Below are 17,477 nucleotides of genomic sequence, written 5' to 3' on the forward strand. Positions count from 1 at the left end.
CGCCATGACCTCCTCGTATCCCGCCGCCCTGCCCCTGCTGATCGGCATCATCGTCGCCGCTGTCACCGCCTTCGGCCTCGCCGGGTACGGCTTCTCAGCGATCGGCAGGGGCGGCCCGGGGGCCGTGGCACGCGGCGGCGCCGCGCTCGCCGGAGCCCTCGCCGCAGTCGCCTACGTCTGGGGTCTGGTGTCGCTCTTCCTCGACGAGAGCGGCACCGCCCAGGCTTGCCAGGACGCGAACCCCTCGCTGTACGGGCAGGTGAGCGGCTACAGCGTGTCCTACCTGCCGCCCGCCCTCGACTGCCGCATGTCGTCCGGTGGTTCCTACTCGGCGGCCGTCTCCGGCTTCGTCACGCCCGTGATGACGGGCTGTGCGGTGATCGCGGTGACGCTCGCCCTGATCGCCGCCGCCGAACACCGCCGCACCACCACACCCGAGCATCCCGAGAAGAGGACCACGTGAGCGCCACTCCCGCCCGCCGCCCGCTGTCCCGCAGAGGCTTCCTGCTGCGCGCCGCCGCCGTCACCGCCGCCGCGGCGGCGCTCCCGCACTCGCAGGCGCTGGCCTCCCCCGCGTACGCCGCCGAGCCGCGCGACTACACCTTCCCCAAGGCCGTCCGCGAGGGCGTCGCACGGGCCGAGGCCCGTAACGAGCGACTCCTCGCCGGGACCCGGTCGGCCAACGGTTGGGACATGGAGACCGCCGCCGACCAGGGCGGATCCATCGCCACCCGGCCCGTGCCGGGGACCCCGCTGACGGATCTCCAGGTCCGGCTCGGCGCTCCCGAGACCGTCCTGGTCCATCTCGTCCGCCGCTTCCACTACGAGATTGCCGAGCTCCAGCCCGGCGAGGCCGTCGGCTGGGCCGCTCCGAAGGGGCTCCGGGGGGCCGCCCGCAACCTGGCCTCCGGCACCGCCGTCCGCATCCGGCCCGGCCACTACCCGCCCGGCACGAAGGGGGGCTACTTCCCCCTGGAACTCGCGGTTCTCCGTGACATCCTCGCCGAACTCGACGGTGTGGTCCGCTGGGGCGGTGACGACCGCGCCGTCGACGAGGCCCTCTTCTATCTCGTCGTCGGCCCCGACGACACCCGCCTGGCGACCGTCGCCGAACGCCTCCGCGTCGGCGAGACGACCGCCGGTGAGGGCGCCGGCATCCTCGTGGACGTCCACGACAAGCGCCGCCGCGCGGCCGCCGACGCCCTCGCCCGCCGCCAGCGGAAAGCGGCCTGACGCCGCTCCGGCAGATCTGTCTCGACTTCCGGGTATGAAGTCGACCAATTAAGGAGAAGGCAGTGCAGAGAAAGTTCGCCGTGGTGGCGGCGACAGTGGTGGTGATGGGGGCTTTTATGACCCCCGCCGCCCATGCCAACACCGGGTACGAGAATCAGATGAGCCCCGAAGCCTGCGAAAAGTCCCAGGCGGCCTCCGACTTCAAGTACGCGATCTACTACAACTCGGACTACGGCGGCGCTTACCGCAATGTCGGCTACAGCGTCTGGGACTTCGCTGACGAGCGGATCGGCGGGGCTCCTCAGGGAGGCACCCAGCCGCTGAAGTTCTGCCACGGCGGAAGCGGAAACCTGCAGGGCATCAAGAACAATGCCGCGTCCGTGAAGAACAAGCACTCGACGTATTACGCTGTGACCTATTTCAACAGCGGTTACAAGGGATCCGCGGATTGGTCCAGCCCGCGTTCTCAGACCAACCTCTCGGTGACCAAGAACGAGAACGCCTCGTTCGCTTGGCAGACGCTCTGATTCGTCCACGCATTGCGACCTGCTGTCGGCTGCACAGCCGACAGCAGGTCGCAGCAAGCTTTGGTAGTAGGTACACCCATGCGCATGAAGGCCAGGCGAGCGAGCATCGGTTCGCTGGTGATCGCGGCAACTTTGGTATCGGTCGCTGGTTGTTCGGGCGATGCAACCACAAATCCGTCAGTGGCGACACCGAAGCCCACAGTTTCGTTCGACCCAGCCGATCCTGCGACGTGGGTGCTCCCGATCGAGGGATACCTGCCGTCGGATGCCGAGCGAAAGCAGATTTCGCAGGCTCGAAAGATCCTGATCGGCGATTGCATGAAGGGTTTCGGCTTCTCGTGGGAGCCGGCTGCCGATCTGCCACGTATCGGCGGCAAGACCCTGGTCGACTGGCGCTACGGCATTCACGACATGGCGCTCGCCAAGGAGCGGGGGTACAAGCCGGCGGCCGATGAGCAGGAAGCGTACGACCAGGCCGTCGAAGAGGGAGCCCTGGACGGCACGTCGGGCACCGGCCCGGATACGCAGGCCTTGGAGGGCGGCGCCAAGAAGGTGGGGGGCAAGCCCGTACCGGAGGGCGGCTGCCTCGGCGAGGCCGACCGGAAGATCTCCGCCGGTGCCGCGAACACCACGATCGCCCAGACGATCAGCAATGAGACCTTCGCCCAGTCTCAGCAGAGCCCTGAGGTCATCGAAGCGTTCAAGGCCTGGTCCGACTGCATGAAGGCGAGCGGTTTCCATTACCCACGGCCCCTCGACGCCAGCGATGACCCGCAGTTCGGCTCGCGGAGCGTCACGCCGCTTGAGATCAGGACCGCGACCGCCGACATTTCCTGCCGGGACAAGACCAAGGTCGCCAAGATCTGGTTCGACGCCGAGGTGGCGATCCAGAACGAAGAAATCGAGTCACGGCCCGAGCAGCTGAACGGCGAAAGAAAGTCCCTGAACGAGGCCGTGAAGAAGGCCGCCGATGTCATAGCGGGGTCCTGATGTCACGCGGTTCTCCTGGCCTGGCCCGGCGTCGGAAAGCTCTCGGTGTCCTGGTCCTGGCGTGTCTCCTGTGTACCGGAGCGGGTGCGGGCGCCGCTCTTCTCATCAAGTCTCCGGCGCAGGTCGCCGCGGACACGGCTCCTCCGCCACCGGACATCCTCACGGCACGAGTGGAGCATCGGGTGATCTCCCAGGCCCTGATCACCCGTGGGAAGGTCACCGCTTCCCAGCACACCGACATCTCTTCCGGCCCCAAGGCAGGCGAAGACGCCGGCCGTTCGGTGGTGACGAAGGTCAAGGCCGCTCCGGGCCGGAAGCTCGCCGCCGGGCAGGTGCTTCTCGAAGTGTCGGGGCGTCCGCTGTTCGTCCTCAAGGGCGACGTTCCCGCCTACCGCGACCTCGTGCCCGGCAAGCGCGGTGAGGACGTCGCTCAGCTGCAGGCGGCGCTCCGGAATTCCGGCCACCCCACGGGGAACGACCTTTCCGGAGTCTTCGGCCCGGGCACCGAACAGGCTGTCACCTCCTTCTATGGGTCCATCGGTTACGAAGTACCGGCCACCGAAGCTCCCGTGAGCCTGGCCGAGGAGGATCCCGCACCCGAACCCGACGAAGCGGCTTCTTCCCCGGCGGCGAAGCCCGAGGACAACCCGCCTCGCACCGTTCCCACCTTCCCGATGTCGGAAGTGGTTTTCGTCCGGTCCTTCCCTGCGTACGTCGAGGAAGTGCGTACGAAAGTGGGGGAGGAAGCCGGGGAGAGTCTGCTGTCCCTGTCCGCTGGTGCGCTCACCGTCGAGGGCTCCGTGACACCGCAGGAAAAGGGGATGATTCGCGCGGGCCAGAAGGTGCGGATCTACTCCGACACGGCGGGCCGCGAGTACATCGGAAAAGTCGAGTCCATCAGCGTGGAGCGCACCACCGCGAAAGACGGCGGCGAGGAGTCGGGCGAGCAGAAGTACACGGTCGAGGTGACACCGTCTCAGCCCTTGCCCATGAAACTGAACGGCGAGAACGTGCAGCTGACTGTTGTGGCGGCCTCTTCCAAGGGGAAGGTCCTCGCTGTGCCTTCGTCGGCTGTCTCGACCGGTGCCGACGGCCTGACCAGCGTCACCGAGAGGACAGGGCAGAAGGAGCGCCGGATCCCTGTCACCGTCGGTGTGTCAGGGGACGGATACGTGGAGATCGTTCCGCGGAAGGGCGCACGCCTTGCGGCCGGTGCCCAGGTGGTCGTAGGCGTGGACACGAGAGCGACTGTGGGCGGGCCGTGACCACGACCATCCACGGCAGCGCGGTCATCGAGTTCCGCGGCGTCGGACTCACCTACCCCGGTCCTCCGGCTGTTCATGCCCTGCACCCCTGTGATCTGCGCATCGCCGACGGGGAGTTCGTCACCGTGGTGGGGCCGTCGGGCTCGGGCAAGTCCACCCTGCTCAACATCGCGGGGCTCCTGGACACCCCCACGCAAGGCCAGTACCTGTTGAACGGGATCGACACGGCGGCCCTGAGCGCCACCCGTCTGGCTGCTCTGCGGGGCGAACGGATCGGGTTCGTCTTCCAGGCCTTCCACCTTCTTCCCCATCGCAGCGCGCTGGAGAACGTCGAACTCGCCATGGTCTACCGGGCCGTTCCCCGCCCACAGCGCCGGGCGCGAGCCGCCGCGGTCCTGGAGCGCGTGGGTCTCGCACACCGTGCCGCCGCCCTCCCCACCCAGATGTCGGGCGGCGAACGGCAGCGTGTGGCAGTCGCGCGCGCCCTCGTGGGGGAACCCTCACTCCTGCTGTGTGACGAACCGACGGGCAATCTGGACTCCGCCACGTCCGCGTCCCTGCTCGAACTGCTGGACACCCTGCACCGCGACGGTATGACCATCGTCGTGATCACCCATGATCGTCAGGTGGCACAGCACGGACAGCGCACCATCACGATCCGCGACGGCGTCCTCCATGACTCCGCCCACCGGTCGGAGGCGGCATGACGAAGCACCGGCGCGGCGCCGCTCCGGAACGGTCCCGGCTGGCCGTGCGCGATCTGCTGTCCGAAGCCGTGGCCGGCATGCTTCAGCGGCCGGCCCGGTCGGTTCTCACCGCCCTCGGAACCGTTCTCGGTGTCGGCGCGTTCATCGCGGTCCTGGGTCTCACCGGAACGGCCACTTCTCAGATCGACCATCGGTTCAACGCGCTGACCGCTACCGAAGTCAGCGTCACGGACGTCGGCCCCAGGAACGCCGCGGCCCGGGACATGTCGTTCCCGCGGAACGCCGACGCCCGCATCACCCGGCTGAACGGCGCGCTCGCCGCGGGTGTGTTCTGGAGTGTCCGGCTCGGGCCGCAACAAGCAGTGCGAGCCGCCCCCGTCGGCACGGCCAACAGCGTCGATGCCCGGACACAGGTGATCGCCGCCTCCCCTGGAGTCTGGCAGGCATCACAAGCCCGGTTCGCCGAAGGCAGGGCATTCGACGGCTTTCACGAAACGCACCACCAGGCGGTCGCCGTCATCGGCTCGGCCACCGCGGCACGTCTCGGTATCACCACGCTGCGCACTCACCCCGCCGTCTTCATCGGCGACACCGCCTTCACCGTGATCGGCATCCTGAAGGACGTCGAGCGGAAGCCGGAGCTGCTGATGTCCATCACGGTGCCGCGTTCGGTCGCCGAACGGACGTGGGGAGCCCCCACGGACGAGGGAGCGCAGATGCTGATCTCGACCCGGCTCGGCGCCGCCGCCCAGATCGCGGACGAGGCGGCCGTCGCCCTGCGCCCGGACCACCCCGAGTACTTCAAGGTGACACCGCCCCCCGACCCGCGGTCCCTGCGTACCGCGGTCAGCGATGACCTGAGCCAGCTGTTCCTCCTCCTCGCAGGGGTGTGCCTCATCATCGGCGCAGTCGGAATCGCCAACACCACTCTGGTGGCAGTGCTGGAACGAACCGGAGAAATCGGGCTGCGACGCGCTCTGGGGGCGCGCGGCATTCACATCACCCTGCAGTTTCTGACCGAGTCCGCGGCGCTCGGCCTCGTCGGAGGCCTCGTCGGCACTTCGATCGGCACCGTCGTCGTGGTCACGGTCGCCGCGGCGAAGCAGTGGACTCCGGTGATCGACCCCGCCACCTTGGCCGTCGCCCCCACCCTCGGCCTGGCCGCCGGTCTGCTGGCCGGCATGTACCCGGCGTGGAGAGCGTCCCGGATCCCACCCGTCGAAGCGCTGCGCCGTTGATCGCGCCGGAGACGGCCGGGGCCGCCACCCCCCACAGGAGAGGCCCCGGCCGTCGCGCGGTGCGGGCCGCGCGGCGGCCCGTACTCCCTACAGCGTCCGCGGTGCGTTTTCTGTCACACCCCACCGTGTCACGGGTTAGTTGCATCATGGACGGACATGGACGGGGAGTGGTTTCAGGTCGTAACGTGCCTTTCGCGCCAACGCGGAGGCACCAAGACCACCGCAACCACCTGCGGTGATCACACCGCAACCACCTGCGGTCATCACACCGCAACCATCAATTGAGGAACCACGACGGCGAGAACCCGGTCCGCGAAAGCGGCGCCGGTTTAGGCGCAATAAGGGGTGCGGTGCTGGGGGACGACGCGGAGCTGACCGCCGCGGTGCGTGCGGCACAGGACGGAGACGAAACCGCGTTCCGGACTGTGTACCGGGCCGTGCACCCGCGGCTGCTCGGGTACGTACGGACGCTGGTCGGCGACCCCGATGCCGAGGACGTGACGTCCGAGGCCTGGTTGCAGATCGCCCGGGACCTGGAGCGGTTCACCGGCGACGCGGACCGCTTCCGCGGCTGGGCCGCCCGTATCGCCCGCAACCGCGCGCTGGACCACATACGCATGCGCGGGCGCCGGCCCGCGATCGGCGGCGACGAGACGGAACTGACCGGCCGGGCCGCCGAGTCCGACACCGCCGACGAGGCCATCGAGGCGCTCGCCACCGACGGCACGTTCTCGCTGATCTCCCGGCTGCCGCAGGACCAGGCCGAGGCGGTCGTGCTGCGCGTGGTGGTGGGGCTCGACGCGAAGACGGCCGCCGAGACCCTCGGCAAGCGCCCGGGCGCCGTCCGTACGGCGGCCCACCGCGGCCTGAAGCGGCTCGCCGAACTGCTCGGCGACGATCCGGAGGCCGATCCGGAATCGGCCGGGGTGCTCGACGCCCTGCCTCCTCAGCGAGAACCGCGCGGCGGTGCCATGGCGTCCGCACGTGTGACGCAAAGCGTCGCACGGACGCAGAAGGATGTGTGATGGCCGACGAGCAGCACAGGTGGCTGGACCGCGAAACGGCGGAGCGTTTGCTGAGCGGAGAGCCACCCGAAGCTGTCGACGGCGCCGCCCGGGGCGAGGCCGAACGGCTCGCAGCGGCGCTCCGCGCGCTCGCCGCCGCACCCGCGCCGACCAGCGATGAACTCCCCGGTGAGGCCGCGGCGATGGCCGCCTTCCGCAAGGCGCGCGCGGAACGCGCCGACACCGCTGCGGCTCCGGCGGCCGACGGCGGCCGGGCCGGTAGCGAGGCCGCCGACGCCGGGCTGGTCCGGATCGGAACCCCGCGCGGCAGCGGCTCCGGCGGTGTCCGGCGGCCTCGCCGGGCCCGTCCCGCGCGTCTCGCCCTGGCCGCCGTGCTGGCGGTCGGCATGGCCGGCGGTGCCGCCCTCGTGGCCGGAACCGGAGCCCTGAAAGCACCGTTCGGCAACGACGAGCCGCAGCCCGGTTCCTCGGTCTCGGCCGCTGTCACTCCGCCCGAGCGCCCGCTGGTGTCGCCCTCGCCGAGCGACGCCGTGCAGGGCGGGTCCACGCCCGACGGCACCCCGAGCGGCGGCGATCCCGGACGGGGCGTGGCAGGCGACGGCCCGGCCCAGCAGCCCGGCTCCGGCGACCGGGGCGAGCGGGGAGACAGCTCCGCAGACAGCCGCAGGGAGATCGCTTCCGCCTGCCGCGACCTCCGCGACGGCAAGCGGCTGGACGCCGACCGCAGGCACGCCCTGCGCGACGCGGCGGGCGGCTCCCGGGTCTGGAAGTACTGCACAGGCGTCCTGTCCGGGTCCGGCGGCGGTTCGGGGCAGCGGCACGACGAGGACACGGAGCGGCGCGACCACGACGACACGCCCGGGAAGCACGACCGCGAGCAGGACCGCAAGCAGGACGAGGCCGCGAAGAAGGACCGGAAGAAGTCCGAGCGGAAGGCCGGGAAGCGCGCCGAGCGCCAGGGCGGCGACGCCGGCGCCGCGGACCGCGGTCGGTCCACACGGTCCCTCGCACCCCTGCGACCTGCGGTTTCGTACTCGGCGAAAATCTCCTCGCCGAGGGTGTGACGTTTTCGGCCGCCCCGGCGCAGTAATGAGTGAGCCGACTGGTCATCGGCCGTCGCACGGAGCCGGGGTTCCCCCCGTACCTACGGCTCGTGCACCTGAGCGCGGGCGGGACACGTTCCCCCGGTCCCGCCCGCGCCCCATCTCCCCTGCCGCGTCCTCACCAGGACACGACGACCTTGTCGCCGTCGCGGACCTGCCCGTACAGCATTGCGATCGCCCCCTCGTCCCGTACGTTGACGCAGCCGTGCGAGGCGCCCGCGTAGCCCCGGGCCGCGAAGTCGGGGGAGTAGTGCACGGCCTGGCCGCCGCTGAAGAACATCGCGTAGGGCATGGGCGAGTCGTAGAGCGTCGACACATGGTCGCGGGACTTCCAGTAGACGGTGAACACACCCTCACGGGTCGGTGTGCCGCGCGAGCCGAAGCGAACCGCCATCGTCGACACGGTCCGGCCGTCGATCATCCAGCGCAGTGTCCTGCTGGTCTTGTCGATGCACATCACCCGTCCGGTCCTGCAGCGCGGATCCGGTGGATCGGCCGGCTGGCCGCCCATCAGGTACAGGTCCCAGGTGCCCGGCTCGCGGGTCATCCGCAGCAGCCGCTGCCAGGTGACGCTGTCGGTCTTGCCGGTGCGCGGCAGACCCCGCTTGCCCTGGAAGCCGCTGACCGCCCGCTCCGTCGACTCGTCGTACGTGCCGGTCGGCCCGTCGAAGAGCCAGGCGACCTGCCGCAGCCGGGCCTGGAGCTCGCGGACGTCCCGGCCGGTGTCGCCGCGGGACCACAGCACGCGGGGCGGGACGGGGGCGGCGCTGGGCTTGTCGTCGCCGGGCGGGGCGGGGGCGGTGCTCGGTCCGCCGCCGTCGTCGTCGGTGGTCCGCGCCGGGGCCGGGGTGTCACCGGGTAACTCGATGTGCACCGGTGAGCGGCTCTTCCCGCCGCCGTCGGGGGCCTGCACGGTACAGCCGGCCAGCACGGCCGCCCCGGCGACTGCCACTGCGATCGCTGCTCTCCCCATGCCCGTGGTACGCACGCGGCCCTCCGTCGTCTCACCGGTGTGCCCGGATGTCACCTGAGATGTTCCCCGGGGGTGACCCGTCGCGAACCACGGGGCATGGTGGTGAGCGAGGTCCCTACAGCGAGGTCCCTACAGTCCGTCCTGCGGGAGGCATCAGACCATGGCGCGCGAGTCGGAGTCCGGGCTGCCCATCGAACCGGTCTACGGGCCGGACGACCTGCGGGACTGGGACCCGGCGCAGAAGCTGGGGGAGCCGGGGGCGTACCCCTTCACTCGTGGCGTGTACCCGACCATGTACACCGGCCGGCCCTGGACGATGCGCCAGTACGCGGGCTTCGGCACGGCCGCCGAGTCCAACGCCCGTTACCGGCAGCTGATCGCCCACGGCACGACGGGCCTGTCGGTCGCCTTCGACCTGCCCACCCAGATGGGCCACGACTCCGACGCCCCGCTCGCGCACGGCGAGGTCGGCAGGGTGGGCGTCGCCGTCGACTCGATCGACGACATGCGGGTGCTGTTCGGCGGCATTCCGCTGGACCAGGTCTCGACGTCGATGACGATCAACGCCCCCGCGGCCCTGCTGCTGCTCCTCTACCAGCTGGTCGCGGAGGAACAGGGCGTCGACGCCGGCCGGCTCACCGGCACCGTCCAGAACGACGTGCTGAAGGAGTACATCGCCCGCGGGACGTACATCTTCCCGCCGAAGCCCTCGCTGCGCCTGACCGCCGACATCTTCAAGTACTGCCAGGCCGAGATCCCGAAGTGGAACACGATCTCGATCTCCGGCTACCACATGGCCGAGGCGGGTGCGAGCCCGGCGCAGGAGATCGCCTTCACCCTCGCCGACGGCATCGAGTACGTCCGCACGGCCGTGGCGGCCGGCATGGACGTCGACGCCTTCGCGCCCCGCCTGTCCTTCTTCTTCGTCGCCCGTACGACGCTCCTGGAGGAGGTCGCGAAGTTCCGCGCCGCGCGCCGGATCTGGGCGCGGGTGATGAAGGAGGAGTTCGGCGCGCGGAACCCCAAGTCGCTGATGCTGCGCTTCCACACGCAGACGGCGGGCGTCCAGCTGACGGCCCAGCAGCCGGAGGTGAATCTCGTCCGCGTCTCGGTCCAGGCCCTGGCGGCGGTGCTGGGCGGCACCCAGTCGCTGCACACCAACTCCTTCGACGAGGCGATCGCACTGCCCACGGACAAGTCCGCGCGCCTCGCCCTGCGCACCCAGCAGGTCCTCGCCCACGAGACGGACGTGACGGCGACCGTCGACCCGTTCGCGGGCTCCTACGTCATCGAGAGGATGACGGACGACGTCGAGGCCGCGGCCGTGGAGCTGATGGCCAGGGTGGAGGAGCTGGGCGGCGCGGTCGAGGCGATCGAGCGCGGCTTCCAGAAGGACGAGATCGAGCGCAGCGCCTACCGCATCGCCCAGCAGACCGACTCGGGCGAGCGGGTCGTGGTCGGCGTCAACCGCTTCCAGCTCGACGAGGAGGAGCCGTACGAGCCCTTGCGCGTCGACCCCGCGATCGAGGCCCGGCAGGCGGAACGCCTGGCCAGGCTCCGCGCGGAGCGCGACCAGCCGGCGGTGGACGCGGCCCTGGCCGCCCTGAAGAAGGCCGCCGAGGGCGAGGACAACGTCCTGTACCCGATGAAGGACGCGCTGAAGGCCCGGGCCACGGTGGGCGAGGTCTGCAACGCGCTGCGGGAGGTGTGGGGGACGTACGTCCCGGCGGACGCGCGGGGGTGACCGGCGGCTCTAGAGACCGGCTCGCTCCAGGTACCGCCCCAGTCCGCCGCCCGTCTCGCCCGCCCAGCCCACATAGCCGTCCGGGCGTACCAGGAACAGGCCCTTTCCGTACGTCGCCTGCTCCGCCCCGCTGACCGCGTGCACCTGCTCCGGCAGCGCCGGCGTCGGCGTCCCCACCGCCACCAGCGTCCAGTGCGGTCCCCGGAAGGCGTCGAAGAGCCGTACGCCGTCCAGCGTGCCGTCGGGTGCGCGGTCGCCGGCCCGGAGGGCGCCCGGGGCGGTACGGGTCTCCCGGGTGAGGGACGACCCCCGGTATCCCAGCCCCAGCTGGCGGGTCGCCTCGCCGCGCCGCGTCTGACCGCGATGGACGCGCGTCGACAGGCCGAGCATGTCCGCGGCGATCGGGCGCCGTTCCTCCTCGTAGGTGTCGAGGAGTGACGCCGGTGCACCGCCCGTCAGCACCGCGCCCAGCTTCCACCCCAGGTTGTAGGCGTCCTGGACGCTGGTGTTGAGGCCCTGGCCGCCGGCCGGGGAGTGCACGTGGGCCGCGTCGCCGGCGAGGAAGACCCGCCCGGAGCGGAAGCGGTCCGCCAGGGCCGCCCGGGGGCGGAAGTCCGAGGCCCAGCGCACCTCGGTGACGGCCTGTGGCGCGAGGTGCGAGCGGGCGGCGACGACCTTCCGTATGCCCTCCAGGGAGGCGTCCGGGGCCGTCCCGTCCGGGAACTGCGCCATCAGCTGGAAGTCCTCCGTGCCGGCCAGCGGGCAGAGCGCGAGGAAGCCGTCGCCGTCCGCTCGCGGCGGGAAGATGTGCCAGTTGTCCCGGTCCAGGCCGCTGATCCGGACGTCCGCCACCAGCGTCGGGTTCGGGTCGACGGTCTCGCCCGTCATGCCGATGCCGAGCAGCCGGCGTACCGTCGAGCGGCCGCCGTCCGCCGCGACGGCGTACCGGGCGGTGACGGGCTCACCCGAGGCGAACTCCGCGCGGACCCCGTCCGCGTCCTGCGTCAGGCCGACGAGCTCCCGGCCGAAGGCCACCGTCCCGCCCAGCTCCGCCAGCCGTGCCCCGAGGATCTCCTGGGTGCGCCACTGCGGCACCATCCACGGCCCGTTGTACGGCGAGTCCCCGGTCTGCTCGGCCGGGTCGAACATCCGGTGCTCGCCGGTCCGCCTGCCGTCCTGCCAGAGCATCCCCACCGGGTAGGGGCCACCCGCCGCGCGGATCGCGTCGAGCACGCCCAGGTCGTCGAAGACCTCCATCGTGCGCGGCTGGAGGCCCTTGCCGCGCGAACCGGGGAACAGCCCCTCCGCCCGCTCGACCACCAGCGCGGCCACGCCCCGCCGGGCGAGATCGATGCCGAGCGCCAGACCGGTCGGGCCCGCACCCACCACCAGTACGTCCGTGTCCATGAGCCACCGTCTCCTTAACGCTGTTAAGTTCTGCCGTTTCCGAGGGTGGCCTTAACGGTGTTAAGTTGTCAAGCGTGAGTACGGAACGACGCGCGCCCCTGGACCGCCGACGGGTCGCGGACACCGCGCTGCGGCTGCTGAACGAGGGGGGCCTGGACGGCCTGACCCTGCGCGCCATCGCCCGGGAACTGGACGTGAAGGCGCCCGCCCTCTACTGGCACTTCAAGGACAAGCAGGCGCTGCTCGACGAGATGGCGACGGAGATGTACCGCCGGATGGTCGCCGGGGCCTCGCTCGACCCGGCCGACACCTGGCGGGAACGGCTGCTGAAGACCAACCGGGGGCTGCGTGCCGCCCTGCTCGGCTACCGGGACGGCGCCAAGGTGTTCAGCGGCTCACGCTTCACCGGCATCGAGCACGCCGGGCAGATGGAGGACAACCTGCGCCTGTTCACGGCCGCCGGCTTCACCCTCGCCCAGGCGGTCCGCGCGCTCACCACGACGTATCTGTACACGCTGGGCTTCGTCACCGAGGAACAGGGCGTCCAGCCGCTGCCGGGCGAGCGGCGCGAGGGCTACGACCTGCACGAACGCGCCCGCCTGATGGCCGACTTTCCCTTGTCGGCCCAGGCGGGCGCGGAGATCTTCGAGGACTACGACGGGCACTTCGAGGAGGGACTCGCCCTCGTGATCGAGGGGATCGGGGCGCGGTACGGGGTCTCATGACACCCCGGGTCAGGAGCGCTGCGCGCGTGCCCGCCGTACGGCCCGGGCGACCACGGGGGGCAGCAGGTCCTTGGCGAGCCGGCGGGCCCGGGACGGGGCCGGCCGGGCCGGACGCGCCGCGCGGGACTCGGCGACAGGCGCGGCCGGGGCACTGGCCGGCACCGGCGCCACGTAGTGCCGGGAGGGCGGGAAGGGCGGCGGCTTCATGCCCCTGGACCGGGCGCGGACCAGCCGGTGCCCGGCCGCCTCCTGCACGCTCAGCCCGACATCCGTGCGCTGCCGCAGCATGTCGAGCAGCTCCTCCTGGACCGGCTCCGGGTCGCCCCAGGTGCCGTACAGCTTCTGCGTGCTGAGGCAGACCGGGCGCAGGCCGCGGTTGAGGACGGCCTCCCAGGCGGCGACCGAGACACCCGGCGTGTGCTCGGAACGGAAGTCGTCGAGGACGACGATGCCCTCGGGCATCAGGATGTCGTGGGCGGCGCCGATGTCGCCGTACACGTGCTCGTACAGGTGCGAGGCGTCGACGTGGACGAAGCGGCAGGTGTCCGGGGCCACCTTCTCGGCCACCACCGAGCTGGGGGCCGCGATCACCGTCGGCAGCGTGTCGTGGAAGGAGAGGTAGTTCCGCTCGAAGGCCTGCTGGGTGAGTGTGGCGTACGACTTCGTGGACTCCGCCTTGTTGGCCTCGTCCGGGGCGTCGCCCTCGAACAGGTCGCAGACCGTGAACGTCTCGCCGTCCTGGAGGTGGTGGCCGAGGAGGATCGCGCTCTTGCCCATGTAGACGCCGAGCTCCAGCAGGTCTCCGCTCATGCCCTGCTTCTGCTGCCGCTCCAGGAACCAGGTGAACAGCATCTGGTCCAGCGGCGGGAACCAGCCCGGGACGTCGGCGAGTTCGCCGGGGTGCGTGTCGGTCGCTTGTGCGTTGGTCATGAGACGAGCCTTCTCCCTGAGCGGTGCTGAAACCGACGGTTGGTTGAACGTCCCATGAACAGCTCAGCGGGCCTTGGCCAGCAGCGCCCGCAGCCGTGGTGTCAGCGGCTTTTCCACATACTTGTTCAGCAGCCAGGCCAGCAGCAGCATTGACGCCACCGTCAGGGAGAAGGTCGCCGCCGATGGCAGACCCAGACCGCGGTGCAGGGCGTGGATCACCACCCAGCCGAGGTGCTCGTGGACGAGGTAGAACGGATACGTCAGCGCCCCGGCCACCGTCAGCCAGCGCCAGTTCGCCCGGCGCAGCCAGCCCAGCGCGATCGCCGCCACCGCGACGAAGCCGAAGGTGACGACGAGCACGATGCCGATCGAGGAGCGGTACGAGAAGCCGCCCGCATCGGCCGCGTGCCACAGGCTCTGCACCGCGAAGTGCTGACCGATCAGCCAGCTCACGGCGACGATGCCCCACCCGTAGGCGTCCCGCCGGTCCAGGTGGACGAGGTAGAGGCCGACACCGCCGATGAAGAAGGGGGCGTACTCGGGCATCACGACGATGTCGAGCAGCGGCATCTTCGCGTTCTGGGCGATCACCGTCGCCAGCATCCAGCCGGCGCAGAACATGATCACCCGGCGGCGGTTCGCCCCGGGGAGCACGACGCACAGCGCGAACAGCGCGTAGAAGCGGACCTCCGCCCACAGCGTCCAGCACACCCCGAGCACCCGGTCCACGCCCAGCGGCATCTGCAGCATGGTCAGGTTCACCAGCGCGTCGCTCGGCGAGACCGCCCGGTACGCCACCACGGGCAGCGCGAACACCGCCGTCACCAGCACGACCGCCACCCAGTAGGCGGGCAGCAGCCGGGAGGCGCGGGAGGCGAAGAACGACTTCAGCGGCCGGCCCCAGCCGCTCATGCAGATCACGAACCCGCTGATCACGAAGAAGACCTGGACGCCGAGGCAGCCGTAGGCGAAGAACTCGTGCAGCGTCGGGAACTGCGCCTTGGGCGAGCTGCCCCAGGCCTGGGAGACCTCACCGTCGCGCCCGCCGTAGTGGTACGCCGCCACCATCAGCGCGGCCACCAGCCGCAGTCCGTCCAGGGCCCGCAGCCGGCCGCCGGAGTCCTTCCGGCGCCGTGGGACGGTCGGGGCGCCCGGTGGTTCGACCAGCACGGCGACCTGGGGACCGGGCTTACGGGAGCTGACGACCGTCTCGGTCACGCTGAAAACCTCTCCGTGGGTTCATCTGGATGCCGCCGTGCCCGGCCGCCGGGCACACCTTCTTCAGCGGCGCACCGCCTTGCGCAGTGCCCGTGCCCGCCGGACCACCCGGCGTGCCGTGGAATTGCGGGGCAGGAAAGCCAGCCGCTGCGGAATACCGCCGGGCAGTCCGAGCGAGGTGAGCCGGCGCTTCTTGAAGTAGCGCCGGGTGCGCGGGCCGAGATGGCGGGAGAGGAACGCCTCCGCACGCGGGCGCAGGTCCGGATAGATCTGCGGCTGCATGGTGAAACCGACGGCGGTCACCAGGTCGGACAGCAGCTCGGCCCGCAACACGTCACCGTCCTCGTCACCGTCCAGGCCGGGCAGCAGCGCGTCCGCCAGGGTGGTGGGGATCCGGTTGCTGTTCTGGTACGGCGTCAGCCGCTCCAGCAGCAGCTCGGTCCCGATGCGCGCGACCGGCAGCTCGTAGAAGACCGAGGCCGTGAACAGCGCGGTCGAGAAGCAGCCGACGACCAGCGCGGGCCGGGCCCGGTCGAACAGCACCTCGGCGAGCACGGGCGTGTCCAGCACCGTGAGGTCCACGCCGAGCTTCTCGGCTTCCGTCTCCAGGGCGCGGCTGTAGCGGGCCGGTGCGGTCGGGTGCGGTTTGAAGACGACCGTGCGGTGACCGCGGGCGACCGCGCCCCGCATCATCCGCACGTGCAGGTCCTCTTCCTCCTCGGGGGAGAGGATGTTCAGCGCCGACAGGTACTGCCCGAGCAGCAGCGCCGCGTCGCCCGGCAGGTCGGGCAGCTCGGGGACGGTCTCGGTGACCTCGCCCAGCACCTTCAGGAACGCGGGCGACGGCACCAGCCGCGCCGGTACCTCGAACTCGGTGAGCAGCATCGGCGTGAGCCCCGGCACCAGGTCGAGGTGCAGCAGCCGCCGCACGCGCGTGCCGACCAGCGGGTCGAGCTTGTTGCGGGTGGGGCCGTAGCTCATCAGCCCGTCGGCGTAGACATCGATGGGGGCGTCGGTGAACAACTGGGCCACCGTGAGGGCGGGCGCGACCTGGATGGACTCCAGGACCAGGCTCACCCGGTCGTCGCCGAGGCCCCACAGCAGCCGCAGATAGCGCTCGAAGAGGGGGATGTCGTCGGCGCGCGGCGCCCAGGCCCCGGGGTGGAAGGGACGGATGGCCTCGTTCCAGGACAGCACCTCGTCGAAGTGCTCGCGCAGCGGCGCGAAGCCCGGCATCTCGTCGAGGGCCGGAGCCGTCTCCGGGGTGGCGGTGTTGTTGAACACCAGCAGCACCCGGCGGTCCGGCTCCTCGAAGAGATCGGAGTCGATCGCTGCGGCCAGGGTGGCGACGCCGTACAGCGTCGAGGCGCAGAAGATCTGTGTGGTCCCGGGCATCAGGCGGCCGCTCCCGCCGGGGTGACCCTGCGCCGCAGCCGCCGCAGCTTGGACGAGCGGTCCATGTCCATGGCCTCCAGTGCGTCACCGAGCGCGTCCTGCGGCATGCGCTTGATGGCCGCCGCGCTCATCGACCGCAGCTGCCTGGCCACGGCCGGTTCGAACCTGTCTTCGTTGGAAAGGTGGTGCGCGATGATCGCGCAGTACGTCCGTACGGCCTTCGGCAGCAGCCGGTCGGCCTCGCGGTCGGCGGCCGTCTCCTCGATCACCTGGTCGAAGGCGCGGATGAAGTCGAGCTGGCGGACATCGCCGATCTGGGTCAGGGACGAGGCCACCCCGCGCCGGTAGAACACGCCCAGCAGGCTCACCACGGCGAACGACTCCGCCTCGCGGTGCAGCTTCCAGATCCACGGCCGGTCCTCGGCCGTGCGCAAGCCGTCGGTGAAGTGGAGCACGCCCCGGTCCAGGAGACGGCGGTGGTAGGCGCCGGCCCAGGCGTAGGCGTAGTCCACCGAGGTCGAGCGGTGGGCGGGGAGGATCGCCTCCCGCGGGTCGAACGCCTCCCAGCGCCGGCCGACCGGGACCCGGTGCACGGAACGGGCGCGCGCGGTGGCCTGCACATGGTCGGTGCGGACGAAGTCGCAGCCCAATTCGTCCAGGGCGGACACCAGTTCGGCGAGGTAGCCGGGGGCCAGCCAGTCGTCGCCGTCCAGGAACGTCAGGTACTCGCCCTGCGCCGCGTCCAGGCCGGTGTTGCGGGCGGTGGCGAGACCCCCGTTCTCCTCGTGTCGGATGTAACGCACCTGCGCGACATCCGAAAGGTCCTCGGCGGCCCGTTCGAGAATGGCGGGTGTTCCGTCCTTCGAATGGTCGTCGACCAGGATGAACTCGAAATCGCGGTCGGCGTTCAGCCGAAGGCTTCTGAGGGTGTCCGGGGCGAATTGCTGCACGTTGTAGAACGGCACGATCACGGAAAGCTTAGGCACCCGCAAAACGT

The 17,477-nt window shown here is 70.8% G+C and carries 17 protein-coding genes; 11 read left to right on the top strand and 6 right to left on the bottom strand.

Features of this window, described 5'->3' with window-relative positions:
* The first annotated feature begins 4 nt into the window (after positions 1 to 4).
* From QF034_RS25565 to QF034_RS25605, 9 genes are all read left to right on the top strand, one after another.
* Positions 5 to 463, top strand: a complete 459-nt coding sequence (locus QF034_RS25565; protein WP_307177129.1) for a hypothetical protein — start codon at positions 5 to 7, stop codon at positions 461 to 463.
* Positions 460 to 1,233 (top strand): twin-arginine translocation signal domain-containing protein, encoded by a 774-nt coding sequence (locus QF034_RS25570; RefSeq protein ID WP_307177130.1) that lies wholly within the window; start codon positions 460 to 462, stop codon positions 1,231 to 1,233. The genes QF034_RS25565 and QF034_RS25570 overlap by 4 nt, the downstream gene beginning before the upstream one ends.
* A 62-nt stretch (positions 1,234 to 1,295) precedes the next feature.
* Positions 1,296 to 1,760: a hypothetical protein gene (locus QF034_RS25575; protein WP_307177131.1), complete on the top strand. Its 465-nt coding sequence runs from the start codon at positions 1,296 to 1,298 to the stop codon at positions 1,758 to 1,760.
* Between the two features lie 78 nt (positions 1,761 to 1,838).
* Positions 1,839 to 2,750, top strand: coding sequence for a hypothetical protein (locus QF034_RS25580; RefSeq protein WP_307177132.1), 912 nt, complete (start codon positions 1,839 to 1,841; stop codon positions 2,748 to 2,750).
* A gap of 182 nt (positions 2,751 to 2,932) precedes the next feature.
* Complete coding sequence (locus QF034_RS25585; RefSeq protein ID WP_307177133.1) at positions 2,933 to 4,015, top strand: peptidoglycan-binding protein; 1,083 nt, start codon at positions 2,933 to 2,935, stop codon at positions 4,013 to 4,015.
* The gene (locus tag QF034_RS25590; RefSeq protein ID WP_307177134.1) at positions 4,012 to 4,722 is read left to right on the top strand and encodes an ABC transporter ATP-binding protein; all 711 of its coding nucleotides are present in this window, start codon (positions 4,012 to 4,014) and stop codon (positions 4,720 to 4,722) included. Before QF034_RS25585 ends, QF034_RS25590 begins: the two co-directional genes overlap by 4 nt.
* Positions 4,719 to 5,960, top strand: coding sequence for an ABC transporter permease (locus tag QF034_RS25595; protein ID WP_307177135.1), 1,242 nt, complete (start codon positions 4,719 to 4,721; stop codon positions 5,958 to 5,960). Before QF034_RS25590 ends, QF034_RS25595 begins: the two co-directional genes overlap by 4 nt.
* 350 nt (positions 5,961 to 6,310) lie before the next feature.
* Complete coding sequence (locus QF034_RS25600) at positions 6,311 to 6,985, top strand: RNA polymerase sigma factor (RefSeq protein WP_020273752.1); 675 nt, start codon at positions 6,311 to 6,313, stop codon at positions 6,983 to 6,985.
* Entirely contained in the window at positions 6,985 to 8,049 is a 1,065-nt protein-coding gene (locus QF034_RS25605; RefSeq protein WP_307177136.1) for a hypothetical protein, read from the top strand. The genes QF034_RS25600 and QF034_RS25605 overlap by 1 nt, the downstream gene beginning before the upstream one ends.
* Before the next feature lie 157 nt (positions 8,050 to 8,206).
* On the opposite strand, the gene QF034_RS25610 is transcribed toward QF034_RS25605, so the two are convergent.
* Positions 8,207 to 9,061, bottom strand: a complete 855-nt coding sequence (locus QF034_RS25610) for a L,D-transpeptidase family protein (protein ID WP_307179969.1) — start codon at positions 9,059 to 9,061, stop codon at positions 8,207 to 8,209.
* Between the two features lie 160 nt (positions 9,062 to 9,221).
* On the opposite strand from QF034_RS25610, the gene QF034_RS25615 reads away from it, so the two are divergent.
* Positions 9,222 to 10,805: an acyl-CoA mutase large subunit family protein gene (locus QF034_RS25615; RefSeq protein WP_307177137.1), complete on the top strand. Its 1,584-nt coding sequence runs from the start codon at positions 9,222 to 9,224 to the stop codon at positions 10,803 to 10,805.
* A gap of 9 nt (positions 10,806 to 10,814) precedes the next feature.
* Here the strand turns inward: QF034_RS25615 and QF034_RS25620 are convergent, their stop codons facing one another.
* Positions 10,815 to 12,212 (bottom strand): FAD-dependent oxidoreductase, encoded by a 1,398-nt coding sequence (locus QF034_RS25620; RefSeq protein WP_307177138.1) that lies wholly within the window; start codon positions 12,210 to 12,212, stop codon positions 10,815 to 10,817.
* Positions 12,213 to 12,286: 74 nt separating this feature from the next.
* Here QF034_RS25620 and QF034_RS25625 point away from each other — a divergent pair, with 74 nt between their 5' ends.
* On the top strand, positions 12,287 to 12,937 hold the full coding sequence (locus QF034_RS25625) for a TetR/AcrR family transcriptional regulator C-terminal domain-containing protein (RefSeq protein WP_307177139.1): 651 nt from the start codon (positions 12,287 to 12,289) through the stop codon (positions 12,935 to 12,937).
* 9 nt (positions 12,938 to 12,946) lie between these two features.
* Here QF034_RS25625 and QF034_RS25630 read toward each other — a convergent pair whose 3' ends face one another.
* The 4 genes from QF034_RS25630 to QF034_RS25645 form a co-directional block, all read right to left on the bottom strand.
* Entirely contained in the window at positions 12,947 to 13,867 is a 921-nt protein-coding gene (locus tag QF034_RS25630) for a class I SAM-dependent methyltransferase (protein ID WP_307177140.1), read from the bottom strand.
* A 63-nt stretch (positions 13,868 to 13,930) separates the two neighbouring features.
* The gene (locus QF034_RS25635; protein ID WP_370880850.1) at positions 13,931 to 15,085 is read right to left on the bottom strand and encodes an acyltransferase family protein; all 1,155 of its coding nucleotides are present in this window, start codon (positions 15,083 to 15,085) and stop codon (positions 13,931 to 13,933) included.
* Positions 15,086 to 15,148: 63 nt separating this feature from the next.
* The gene (locus tag QF034_RS25640; protein WP_307177141.1) at positions 15,149 to 16,480 is read right to left on the bottom strand and encodes an alpha-2,8-polysialyltransferase family protein; all 1,332 of its coding nucleotides are present in this window, start codon (positions 16,478 to 16,480) and stop codon (positions 15,149 to 15,151) included.
* The gene (locus tag QF034_RS25645; RefSeq protein WP_307177142.1) at positions 16,480 to 17,466 is read right to left on the bottom strand and encodes a glycosyltransferase family 2 protein; all 987 of its coding nucleotides are present in this window, start codon (positions 17,464 to 17,466) and stop codon (positions 16,480 to 16,482) included. Before QF034_RS25645 ends, QF034_RS25640 begins: the two co-directional genes overlap by 1 nt.
* Positions 17,467 to 17,477 lie beyond the last annotated feature (11 nt).

Source organism: Streptomyces africanus (assembly GCF_030816955.1).
Classification (GTDB): Bacteria; Actinomycetota; Actinomycetes; order Streptomycetales; family Streptomycetaceae; genus Streptomyces; species Streptomyces africanus.